Here is an 11803-nt window from a genome sequence, read left to right as displayed (position 1 = left end):
CTTGGTCCTCCGTTTCCTAAACATAGCGGTGGACCAGTTCAAATGGGGAGGCTCAAGCGGACGTTTAGTTGAATTCAAGGAACGACTGCTCCGAGCCCACTTTGAGCGATGCAGCGTGATGCCCCAATCGCAACAGAGCGCAGAAAGCTGACTTTGCAATGTCTTGGGTACAGGTCGTAACAGAAGTTTTTTTTCAGTATTCCGGACCTTGCCGTCTTCAACCCAACCGTTTCTTGAATCTTAGAGTCGCCGCCAGCAACCCGAATGCCGCAAATCCGATCATCCAGAGAATTCCCCAGCGCAACTCGTATAGCGAGGCGTCACGCAGGACCACGCCGCGGATCATGTCCATGAAGTGGGTTGCCGGCAGGACCTGTGCGATCATTTGGACGGGTTGTGGCATACCGTCGAAGGGGAACATGAAGCCCGACATTAGGATCGAGGGCAATAGGACGAAGATGGTCATCTGCATCGACTGCAATTGGTTCTGCGCGAGCGTGGAAATCACCAGTCCAAGCGACAGGCTGGCGATGATGAACAACAAGGTCACCACAAGTAAAGTGCCCAATCCGCCGTTTATCGGGACATCGAACAGGACGTGCCCGAGGCCGAGGATGATTGCGACCTGTATCAGGCCGAGGAAAATGTAGGGGATAATCTTGCCGATCATCAGTTCGATCGACTTGATTGGGGTGTTGATCAGCATCTCCATATTACCCCGCTCGCGTTCGCGGACGATGGCCGCTGAGGTGAACAGGATCATTGTCATGGTCAGGATAACGCCGACAAGACCCGGCACGATATTGACCGCCGACCGCTGCTCGGGGTTGAAGTAAAGCGTTACCTCGAACGTCGGCACCTGCCGATTTGGTGCTTGTTTCAGAAGTTCTGTTAAAGGCATCATGCGCAGGGATTTGATTGCGCTGGCCACCATAGTGTCCGAGCCATCGACGATCCAATGTGCAACCGGTCGGCTGCTTGTTTGGTCGGTTGCGTTGGCCAAGCCCAGCCCGACGGACGGGCTGCGGGCAAGGCGTTGGCTAACGTCCCTAGGGATGATCAGCGCGGCACGCACGCGGGACTCGGTGATCGCGCGCTCGGCCTGCTGTGGGGTGGTCAGCTCTTCGGTGATGGTTACGACTTGCGTGGCCTGAACGATCTGTGCCAGCGTACGCGACAGCTCGGTTCTGGACTCATCCACCAGCGCCACGGGCACGTGCCGAAGGTTGGTGTTGATCGCATAGCCAAACAGCAGCAGTTGGATCAGCGGGATCATGATGACCATGGCGAACGTCATCCGGTCTCGTCGCAGTTGCAGCAGCTCTTTCTTCAGGACAGCAGTGATGCGGCGTGGCGAGATCACTGTTCTGGCCCCCGTGTGGCGCTGACGAACACGTCTTCCAGATTTGGTCGCTGCGGGGTCAGCGACAGGTTGGGAAACGCAGTAAGTCGGCCGAGCAACATTTCCACCGGCTGAGGTTCGGATTTATCTACCAGCACTCGCAGCCGCGATCCGACTTGAGCGGTCGACAGGATCTTGGACTGGCTGTCCAACGCACGTTTGACCTTGCGCAGGTCCGGTCCTTCAACCTCGACAACATCAGCCTGCAGATCATCCATAAGCTGGCGCGGAGACCCGTCTGCCTTTTTCACACCGTGTTGTAGAATCGCCAGTTGGTGACAGCGCTCGGCCTCGTCCATAAAATGGGTCGACACGATCATTGTTGCACCCTGATCTACAAGGTCAAATAGCTGCTCCCAGAACGTTCGACGGGTTTCGGGGTCCACAGCCGAGGTCGGTTCGTCCAGAAACAGCAGTTTCGGTCCGTGCAAGACTGTCGCCGCAAGGGCGAGTTTTTGTCGTTGTCCGCCGCTCATGCTGCCACTGAGCTGATGAACGTTGGCCGTCAGGTCGTAAGTATGAAGCAGCTCGTCGATCCGGCCTGCTGCCGACTTCGCTGGAATGCCATAGATATCCGCCGCGAACCGGAGGTTTTCCAGCACTGTCAGGTCGCGGTAGTACGAGAAAATTTGAGTCATATACCCGATCTCGTTCTTTAGCGGCTCAGCCGCCTCGGGCATCGACCGATCCAAAACCGAGATCGCTCCACTGCTGGGGGTTAGCAGGCCGGTCAGCATGCGCATGGTCGTTGTCTTGCCGCAGCCGTTGGGGCCGAGAAACCCGTAAATCTGGCCCTTTCTGATCTCAAGGTCCAGATTGTTAACGGCGATGTTTTCTCCGAACTGGCGGGTCAGACCCTGCGTCGAAACAACGACATCACTCATGGCATAGGGACCTGCACGGGTACTCCGGCGGGCAGGTCCGGGGATGCGGTGGGCAGGTCAATTTCAGCCAAATAGACAAGCCGGGTTCGGTCGTCCTTGTTCAGTCCGTAATAGGGGGTGAAGGACGAGTCGTCGCTGATCCACCGGATCACGCCTTCCAACGGATCGGCCAACCCATCAACGCGCACTTCCAGCGTGTCGCCGGGTTTCAGACTGACGCGATGCGGCGCAGGCAAATAGACGCGCGCGTAAGGCGTCTGGCCCGTGACCATCACGGCAACCGGGCTGCCGGATGTTACTCGTTCACCCAAATTCCACGGTAGGGAATCCAGCACGCCGTCGCGGGTGGCCGTAACCGTCAAGTCGTCCAAAACGGTTTGCTCGGCGGAAACCAACGCTTCGGCGGCCCGTACGTTGGCTTCGGCAACCGCAAGGTCTTCGGGGCGGGTGCCGTTCTGCAGCTCTTTCAGCGATTGCTGAGCGCTGGCCAGTTCTGCCCGCGCAGAATCGCGCAGGGCCAGATCATTTGCCACCTGCGCTTCGGTCACGACGGAGTTCTCGACCAGTCTGGCGTTTCGGTCATAAATGGCTTCGGCATCGGAAAGGCGCGCAACAGCGCCCGCGACTTTGGCTTCGGCTATCGCAATCTCTTCCTCGCGCGGCCCCACCTGCAGTTTCAGAAGCGTGGCCTGTGCCTTTTCCAGTTCAGCCTGCGCCAGCGCCAGCTTTGCGCTTTGCAGTGTGGGGTCAAGCTGAACCAGCGTGTCGCCTGCCCTGACCACGGCGCCTTCGGCAATAGGCAAATCGACGACGATTTCGCTGGCTGTCGCGGTCAGAGCCACCCGGTCGCGCGCCAGCACGCCCAAAGCCACGCTGGAATCGGATCCGGAGCACCGGTCCAGAAAGGCGGGCAGTACAGCCGCCAGTATCAAGGGTATCGGGATCATCAGATTCAACAGTGTTTCCCTCCGGTGCTTGGCCTTTGAACACGCTGGATAATAGTCAAAGTATACAATCAGGAAATCTGATTTATGTATACGGCTCAACCGCTAAACTTGGCAGCATTGGTTTATGCGGGCAGTCGTGCCAACCACTCCTCCAGTTTTTCTCCGATCAGATGGGGGTTATCCTCCTGCAGAAAATGAATACCTTTCCCGATATCCACCACTTCTAGATTCTGGATGGTCTGACGGCACCATTCGACCTCTTTAGGCCCGATGGTGCCTCCGGGCGTTGCATGGAACATCAGCATCGGGGTTTGCGTTTCTCTCAGCCAATGGCTGTAGGCGCCGACGATCTCATGAACGTCCGAAGGTGCGTCGTCGATCGGTATTTCACAAGGCCACACCCGAACTGGCTTGCGACTTCGTGCTGTGGGAAAAGGCGCACGATATTGCGACATTTCTTGCGGGGTCAAATCACGCACAATGGCGCTTGGCAGAATTTTTTCGACGAACAAATTCAGCCCCGAGATCATCATCCAACCCAGACCGGGCGTCCGCATCAAGCGAAACCCGACGCGGAAATCTGGCGGAAATCCGGCCCAGGTCATTGGACGCACGACGCCTTCCATGAAGGCGATGCCGCGTATGTTCTCCGGATGCCGGTGCGCATGGTGGAACCCCAGTGCCGAGCCCCAATCGTGAATGACGAGCGTCACGTCCTTCAGTCCCAGCGCCTTGATGAATCCGTCAACGTAGGGGACGTGATCGACGAAGCGGTAGGGAATATCCGGCTTATCCGACTTGCCCATACCGATCAGATCCATTGCGATAGCGCGGTTTTGCCGGGCGGCATAGGGGATGATGTTGCGCCAAAGATAGGATGAGGTCGGATTGCCGTGTAGAAATAGAACCGGTGCGCCTTCGCCTTCGTCAACATAGTGGATGCGCTGCCCATCCACCTCGACATACTTCGATTCAAACGGGAAGTCGGGTGAGATCTCTTGTTCGGTACTCATTGAGCCGCCCTTTCAGAATTGTGCGTTTCTTCGATCAAACCCAGCGCCTCATCATACCAAGTGGGGCGAGACGCCCAGCCGACAATCGCGTTAACGGGTTGGGTCGGCGGGCGTAATAGGCTGCCAACGAGGACAACCAGAAACTTGCCGTTCCGTGTCTCGAATGGCAGCGTCGTCCCGCAGTTTCGGCAAAACGCCCGACGAACTTGGGAATTGGGCACGTCACAGGTGGTCAGTATGTCTTTGCCTTCCAGCCACTCGATCTGATCGGGCGTGGTGAACGCATTCGCAACATGGGCCGAGCCTGAGGCCCTTTGGCAAAAGCTGCAATAGCAGAGTTTGAAGGCGGCCATGTTGTCTTGCACCCGATAGCGCACTGCGCTGCAGATACATTGCGCCTCGATCTTGTTCGGGTGAACCATCGAAGGGTTCATCTTAGCCGCGATACGCAAAATACGCGCGGACAGATGCGGTGAAGGTCAGGCCCATGCTGATGATCGCGATGACAAAGCCGATGACCGCGGTGGCCGGGATTGAGACCAGAAAATCAATGGCAATCGCAGCGCGGATGCCGAATAGGCTGCGTTTTAGGATGGACGCAACGATGCTGGAAAATGTCACCATGTACCCCAGCATCGTATAGAGCATCAGGTTGGCGGCCTGCGGGCCGACCAGCTCTCCGACCTGTAGCCCGTAGAACTTGAACGCGGCGAAGAAGCCAAAGGCCAGCAGGATCTTCAACGCGTTCAGAATGAAGATCACGCGCAGTGCGATGGGCTTTGAGGCCCCGGTTGTTTGGTCTATGGCGGTCACATCAGGTCTCCGTTTCAGTTGGGCCAAACGGCGTTTGCAGCCGCGCGCTCACAATGCTATCCATGTGGATAGTAATTGATTACTATCCAAGCGGATAGAAAATGCAAGGAGAAATCTGTGGCGCGAAAACGCAAGACGGATCACGACAGTGCCGTGGCAGGTGCGCTGGACCTGTTCTGGCGGCGAGGATACCACGGTGCCAGCACGCGGGAGCTTGAGCAGGAGACGGGGCTGACCCGGTTTACATTGCAAACCACCTATGGCGGGAAAGAAAAGTTTTTCCTAAAAACTTTGGATACTTATCTGAACAATGCCGAGGCCCAACACTTTCCCGACCCCGACACCTATTCGCTGGATGATCTGGCTGGTTGGTTCCGGGGCATCACGTCAACGGAGCGGATGCCAAAGATTGAGGATGCTGGGTGCCTTGCCTTTAATTCGATTAGTTCATTCGACCGCTCTGATCTCGAGGTTAACGCACGAATCGAGCGGTACCTGACCGCACTGGAGGGGCGGTTTGCGGCGATACTGAGCCAGGCAAAGGATGACGGGGCCATCCGTTCCGAGACCGATCCGGATGAGGCCGCACGGGTGCTGATCGGTCTTTTGCTGGGCCTTCATACGATCATGAAAGCTCGAACCTCAGATCAGTTTCCGCAGAGCTACGCCGAGGCGGCGGTCGGGCTGATTGAAGGATGGAAAAACCAATAAGTTATCCAACGTACAGGCGCGCCTAACCTCTTGCAGCGTAAGAAATGCGCGCCTGCAGCGAAGTTCTGGATGGTGGATTGCCCCTGCTGTATTCCGGTTGACTGTTGAGTGACCGCTTTGGTGAAGCCGTAGTGCACCGCGCGCAGCTTACTCAACGGCAGGTTTGGGCCGTTATCACAAAAAATCTAACGAACTGATTTATCCGCAGCTTTGTCCCGCGATGCGGTCCTTCTCGATATTTTGACAAACGTCTGCAACGAGCCCACCGCAGACTAAGAGTCTATCGCAAATGAAAGCTCATTTGCTGCTTCCTTAGCAACTTCGGTACATTTTAGGTTGCAGCTAGAAAGAAAGCTGACGTACGCGTCAATAGAGTCCCCCAAACGTCGTTTACTGTTCCTGGCGCCAATTGCGTGCACGACCACCAATGGCCTAACCGCTTTGAAATGCTACTTAGCTTGACAATTGGCCAACACAAAAGATCCGCTGGTCGTCAACGAAGAACTCTCAACATCAACCTGGACCAGTTTTTGGAGTTCTGAGTTCCATCAAGCGGGCAAAATATTGTGGTTTACTCGGAACAAATTGGTCGGGTCATATGTGCCCTTGATCCTAGAGAGCTGTTCACCATTATCGCCGTATGCACCGGTCATGTGGTCCGCTTCGTCTGCAGGCATGAAGTTGACATATGCGCTTCCGGTCGCGTGCGGTTGCATCTGGTCGTAAAGATCTCGCGCCCAAGCAATACAATCGGCATCCTTGCTGGGATCCTCCCAACGCGTGTGAACATTCATGATGAAGTGAGCAGATCTTTGGGGATAAGCGGTCGAACCGGCCGCGACGCGCGCCATTGCTCCTCCCACATGGGCAATAAAAACTTCACACGCCGGGTCAGGAAGGCTGGAAATCGCTTCCAGAAGTCCCGAGATTGCACTCGATGAAAGTGCATCGAAATCGTGACTTTTCCAGTAATTCCGGGCACCGGGTGTCAACAACGGGTCGAAAGCGGCCTGCCAGTCTACGAACTTATGGGGCGAGATCACATCGACAATTGGTTCGCCAAGCGCGCGCAATGCTGTCATGGCTTTTTCACCTTCGTCCATCGGCCCGCTGTAGCAGGCTGCAAAGATCAACACCTCGCGCCCATGCCACTCAGCCGGCAGGAAAGGCAGAGGAGGCGCTTTTCGCATCACGCTCCAGACCGTCAACTCATCCGGGGAATTATCCGCAATAGAGGCGAATTCGACCAGAAGTTCTGGCGCATTTTCTATCGGGTGAACAATAAGACCAGACAAGACATCAGGTCCGAGTTCATGCAGTTGGAACTCGAATGAGGTCACAACACCGAAGTTCCCACCCCCACCGCGAATGGCCCAGAAAAGTTCCGGGTGGCTTGCGGGCGAGGCGGTTACAATCGCACCGTCCGCAGTCACGACCTCCGCTGAGAGCAGGTTATCGATCGTCATACCAAATTTCCGAGTGGTCCATCCAAAGCCGCCGCCAAGCGTGAGGCCTGCGATACCCGTAGTCGAATTGATGCCAACGGGAACGGCAAGTGCATGTGCTTGAGTTTCGCGATCTACGTCTGCCAACAGCGCTCCCGGCGCAACCCGAGCGGTCTTTTTGACAGGATCGACGTGAACCGACCGCATCTGCGACAGATCAAGCATGACCGTTTCATCTGCAACAGCGTGACCGGCAATCTGATGTCCACCAGAGCGAACAGACATAACGAGGCCGGCGTCCCGAACAAAGTTCACGGCCTTCTGCACGTCACTGGCCCCCAGCGCGCGGATTACGAAGCCTGGGTAACGTTCGAACATGCTGTTCCAAGTTGTTCTTGCATCCTCATATTCAGGGGAGCCCTTCTGATAGACCCCGCCACGAAGCGATGCATCAAGAGCGCCCAACGCGTCTTGCTCCACTGTTGCCGTACCACCGTCGAGTGTTTTCAGATCAAACATGCGTAAGCCTCCCTATTGTTAGGTCGGGCTTCTTGCAGCGCTGCCTCAGTCGATTTGTTTCCGTCGCGTGGTCCCGCGAAGGCGTTTCACTGAATTGGGAAAATAATGTTGCAGGTCAGGCAAAAATTCCCGGGTCGATGCGATCCACAGGTGTTATCACGTCGGCGGGAATATTCAGGCGTTCGGCCGCCTTTCTCAGGCTTTCCTCATCCGGGGCTTCGTACAAGCAGTACGTTTTGCGCTTGTCTGCACTGAGAAACGAGAAAATCCACTCGACGCCGACTTCGTCATTGATCTCTTTGATGTGAATTTTGTCATCGTCTGTAACGTTTAGTTGCTCGGCAAAATTTCTTTCAATTATGTACCTTGGCATGAAGTCCCCCAGACCAGATTTTTTACCTTAACTCGCTACTCCTTCGAGCTTTGACCTTAGGGAAACCATACTCAATTTCTGTGAAATTGCCAACGCTTCCCCTTCCAGTTGAAACGCCTGTTCCACATCAGCCGGGCGGCCGCGTTGTCTTAGTGCAGTAGCATATGCCGTCTTGCTGTGCGCGACCCAAGGAGGGCATTTCATGCGCGTGTCAATTTCTATTGCCTTCTGGAACATCGTCTCAGCCACATCCCAGTCCTTCAGAACCGTACCCAGACTTCCGAGGCGTCGCGCAGCTGCGCCAGTGCATACTGTCGTGGCCCCAGCGGTGATCGTCAGTTCTTGGTAAGGAGCAAGCATTTTATAGAGCGTCTTGGCGTGTTCTTGATGCTGAATGGCGACACATATGTCGGCCAGATAGGACAAAGTCGTTGAATACATGGCGTCTGGTGGAAGATCGAAGCCATTGGCAGCCATTTCATTCAGTATTCGTTCGGCGGGTTCTTTGTATCCAAGCTCAGCAGCGATAAGACCAAAACCGGGCTTCCATGAAATGTCTTCGGGGCTGTCTGTCATCAGTTGCTTAATCACAGGCGCAACCTCGTGCAGTCGGTTTTGCTCGCGGCGAATGGTGAACATCTGAACTCCAAAGACGCCCTCAACATGTTCCCCATGGGTCTTTCGACCAATTTTCACCGCTTCGGTGGCGTGTTTTTCAGCTTGATCAAAATCGCCGTCCATAATTGCAACCATCGCGCGTGCGTGTTTCTGAACCCAATAGAGCTGCAGATGATTGTCCTTTTCCGAAATCTCGGTAAGCAATCTCAAAGAATGGTCCATCAACTCGCGGTCTGCCATCTCGGCGCCTACAAACAAGCTCAGAGTGCGATCCCGCCCTTGATCGATACTACCAAGATGCTCGGCCACACCATGCATAGCCTCCAGATTTTCGCGCCAATGGTGGGCTTCTCTTCCGTTCCGCGCTACGAACGGGGCCCCGAAATGCATCATCATTACCGAGAACTGGGATTTATAATCACCCAGTTTTGCGGCCAGTTCCATGGACTTCTGGCCGAAACGTGCACCTTCGGAGAACTGACCGACGAACATGTGGGCGCGCGCAAGTTGGCTCATCAATCTACACCGGCGGACTTCATCATCATCAGGCAAATCCTTCAGCGCATTATTGCAGAGATCGATTGCTTCACCGTGCCTCTCGCTAGACATCATACATGAGTCAGCGAAGTGGTTGGCTGCATCGGCGGCTAACTCCACATTGTGCACTGCCCGGGCCGCGTTTGAAGCGTCCTTCAGAACCGCTATCCCTTCAGGCAATTGGCCTAGGCTGTCATGGCTTCGGCCAACCAGGATCTTGCTTTTGATCAATTCTGAATCGGAGTCTGAGCCCAGGTTTTCAGCAGCTCGTAGAGTTTCCTTGGCGTTGGTCATCGCCTCCTGGCTGGCAGATCGCGCCAAGGCCATTTCTGTCGCAATCTGCCACTTTTCAAACGCTGCCCTCCAATCCTCAGCTTCTGAAAGGTGGCGAGCGATCAGTTCGGGACGACGCTCTATCTCAGCGGACCGTGTCCGTATCAACGCACGCGCCACGTCTGCGTGTTGCCTTTTCCTAGTCGAGCTCAGCATGGACTGATAGGCGGTATCGCGGATCAGGGCGTGCCGGAATACAAAATGCCCACGATTGTGTCCGCTTTCGAAGATTATGCCGGTTCGAGAAAGCTCTTCGAGGCATTTGTTGATATCAGAATCTGCAAGACGCATCGCTGCATTCAATATGCTCGGCTCAAACTCTCGGCCAATAACAGAACCCGTGAGCGCGACCTGTTTTGCCTTGGGCGAAACCGCATCGAGACGCGCCATCAACGCGCCTTTCAAAGACGAGGGTATGTGGATTTGCCCGTGCTCTCCCGCCTCGACAATCGCCCGGGTTAATTCTTCCACGAACAAAGGTACGCCGTCGGTCTTTTCAATGATTGTAGCAATCAGGGCATCGTCTGGTTTTTTCCCGGTTATGTTTTCGACAAGGTATGAAACATGCGCAGAATCGAACCGACGCAATACCAGAGACTGAACGTGCGTGTCCCCATCGTCTCGGGCCAATTCCCACCCGGGCCTGTGGGTTATCAGGATCATCAGAGGAAGATCGGTGCATATCGACTTAAACCGCTCCAACAAGGCTTGGGTGGAAGGATCGATCCAATGAGCATCTTCGACGCACAGAATAACCGGGCGTACGTTTGATCGCACTTGCACGGTATGGATCAAAGTTTGGATTGTTATGTCGCGTTGCTCCTGCGGTGACATCTCGAGCACCGTTCGGGCGAGCGCGCTTCGGGGTGCGACCAGCGCTGCAAAGACAGGCAGAGCTTGTTTCCAGTCCAGCCCGGGCCGCGCTTCAAGCATCTTCCTGACATGTTCGAGGATCAGATTGTCGTCGAAGTCCGGTTCGACCCCAGCGTCTTGGGAAATTCGTTGGGCAACCGGATGAAATGGGCTACTGCTGAGGTAAGGGGAACAGTTCAGTCTTATGACATCGGCTTGGTCGTTTACGGCGATGTCAGCAAGAAATTCCTCTGTAAGTCGCGATTTTCCAATCCCGGCTTCACCGGACAGCAGAACAACCTCTCCGTGACCATTCTGAGCACGTTGCCATGATTGCAGTAGTATCCCCTTTTCGTAGTCGCGGCCAATCATCGCGCTGGCAGCATCATCGCGATGTGAAGCTCGAAACCGGCTTTCCGCATTGCGTTCCGATACCACTTTCAACAGAGTACGCGGTTCAGCAAAACCCTTTAACTCTTTCTTTCCAAGGGATTTGTACTCAAATATCCTATGCAGGGCTGTCTCGGTTTCCTCCGCCGGTAAAACGACCGAGTTTGGTTCTGCATGTTCTTGTATCCTCGCCGCAAGATTGACAACCGGACCGGTCATGGCCCCTTCCTCATATGTGTTTTCACCGATGGTGTCGCCAACCACGACATCGCCGCTTGCAACGCCCAGTCTCACCGACAAACACTCTTCGTCTGGAGTTTTGAGCTCTTTGACACGACGAACGGCCTCGAGACCGGCATTTATCGCCCGAATTGCGTGATCTTCGTAAGCCCGCGGCCAGCCAAAAAACACGAGAAGGCCGTCTCCCAAGTATTTCGCAACGTAGCCACCGTATCGACTTACGGCTCCAGCCACAGCATCTTGGTAGTTTTGCAGCAATTCCCGCATATCTTCAGGATCAAAGCGATTAGTAAGTTCGGTGGAACCAACTAGATCGGCAAACAAGACTGTTACGTGACGCCTCTCTGCAGTAGCCGATTCACTATGCTTCCTTTTGAGCAGATCGTCATTTCTCGCTATGTCCGAAGTGGGCGCTTGTTCACGAGTTGCTTGTGGCGACGAAGTTGCCTGCTGCAGGCTGACTAGCTTGTAAATTGCAGCGAGCATGATTTTCCGGTGACCCAGACTTACTCCAAGCTCTTTTAAGTCGTCGCCAGACAGTAGTGGCAGAACACGCGCATCAATATCGTTCTCCGCAAATGCGTCTGCGTACTGGCTCAGTTCGAGATCTTGTAACCACTGGTCTATTTCAACTGACATCTTTGGATCATGCTGAGATACGTGTCACTAATCAAGAATCCGCTTTCAAAGCGGGTTGATTGTTCAATGTGTAGCTTCAGTATCAAT

At 54.9% G+C, this 11803-nt stretch carries 10 protein-coding genes; 1 reads left to right on the top strand and 9 read right to left on the bottom strand.

Annotation, left to right across the window (positions count from 1 at the left end; all coding sequences use genetic code 11):
• Positions 1–217: 217 nt before the first annotated feature.
• The 6 genes from GOV90_RS12860 to GOV90_RS12835 all read right to left on the bottom strand — a co-directional run bounded on the left by GOV90_RS12860 (position 218) and on the right by GOV90_RS12835 (position 5059).
• Positions 218–1363, bottom strand: a complete 1146-nt coding sequence (locus GOV90_RS12860) for an ABC transporter permease (RefSeq protein WP_171092625.1) — start codon at positions 1361–1363, stop codon at positions 218–220.
• The gene (locus GOV90_RS12855) at positions 1360–2286 is read right to left on the bottom strand and encodes an ABC transporter ATP-binding protein (protein WP_171092624.1); all 927 of its coding nucleotides are present in this window, start codon (positions 2284–2286) and stop codon (positions 1360–1362) included. The genes GOV90_RS12860 and GOV90_RS12855 overlap by 4 nt, the downstream gene beginning before the upstream one ends.
• Positions 2283–3233 carry an HlyD family secretion protein gene (locus tag GOV90_RS12850; RefSeq protein WP_253284668.1) on the bottom strand — a complete coding sequence of 317 codons (951 nt, stop codon included), beginning with the start codon at positions 3231–3233 and terminating at the stop codon, positions 2283–2285. The genes GOV90_RS12855 and GOV90_RS12850 overlap by 4 nt, the downstream gene beginning before the upstream one ends.
• A gap of 122 nt (positions 3234–3355) precedes the next feature.
• Positions 3356–4246 carry a haloalkane dehalogenase gene (locus GOV90_RS12845; protein WP_171092622.1) on the bottom strand — a complete coding sequence of 297 codons (891 nt, stop codon included), beginning with the start codon at positions 4244–4246 and terminating at the stop codon, positions 3356–3358.
• On the bottom strand, positions 4243–4680 hold the full coding sequence (locus GOV90_RS12840; RefSeq protein ID WP_171172855.1) for a GFA family protein: 438 nt from the start codon (positions 4678–4680) through the stop codon (positions 4243–4245). The genes GOV90_RS12845 and GOV90_RS12840 overlap by 4 nt, the downstream gene beginning before the upstream one ends.
• 1 nt (position 4681) lies before the next feature.
• Positions 4682–5059, bottom strand: a complete 378-nt coding sequence (locus tag GOV90_RS12835; protein WP_171092618.1) for a hypothetical protein — start codon at positions 5057–5059, stop codon at positions 4682–4684.
• A 117-nt stretch (positions 5060–5176) separates the two neighbouring features.
• On the opposite strand from GOV90_RS12835, the gene GOV90_RS12830 reads away from it, so the two are divergent.
• Complete coding sequence (locus GOV90_RS12830; protein ID WP_171092617.1) at positions 5177–5770, top strand: TetR family transcriptional regulator C-terminal domain-containing protein; 594 nt, start codon at positions 5177–5179, stop codon at positions 5768–5770.
• A gap of 548 nt (positions 5771–6318) precedes the next feature.
• Here GOV90_RS12830 and GOV90_RS12825 read toward each other — a convergent pair.
• The 3 genes from GOV90_RS12825 to GOV90_RS12815 form a co-directional block, all read right to left on the bottom strand.
• Positions 6319–7734, bottom strand: coding sequence for an FAD-binding oxidoreductase (locus GOV90_RS12825; RefSeq protein WP_171092615.1), 1416 nt, complete (start codon positions 7732–7734; stop codon positions 6319–6321).
• Between the two features lie 115 nt (positions 7735–7849).
• Complete coding sequence (locus tag GOV90_RS12820) at positions 7850–8107, bottom strand: DUF4242 domain-containing protein (RefSeq protein ID WP_171092613.1); 258 nt, start codon at positions 8105–8107, stop codon at positions 7850–7852.
• 27 nt (positions 8108–8134) lie between these two features.
• Positions 8135–11716 (bottom strand): adenylate/guanylate cyclase domain-containing protein, encoded by a 3582-nt coding sequence (locus tag GOV90_RS12815; protein ID WP_171092611.1) that lies wholly within the window; start codon positions 11714–11716, stop codon positions 8135–8137.
• Between the last annotated feature and the right edge of the window lie 87 nt (positions 11717–11803).

Origin of the sequence: Ruegeria sp. HKCCA5929 (assembly GCF_013034525.1) — a bacterium.
In the GTDB taxonomy this organism is placed as follows: Bacteria; Pseudomonadota; Alphaproteobacteria; order Rhodobacterales; family Rhodobacteraceae; genus Ruegeria.
This window is presented reverse-complemented; position numbering and strand designations above follow the sequence as displayed.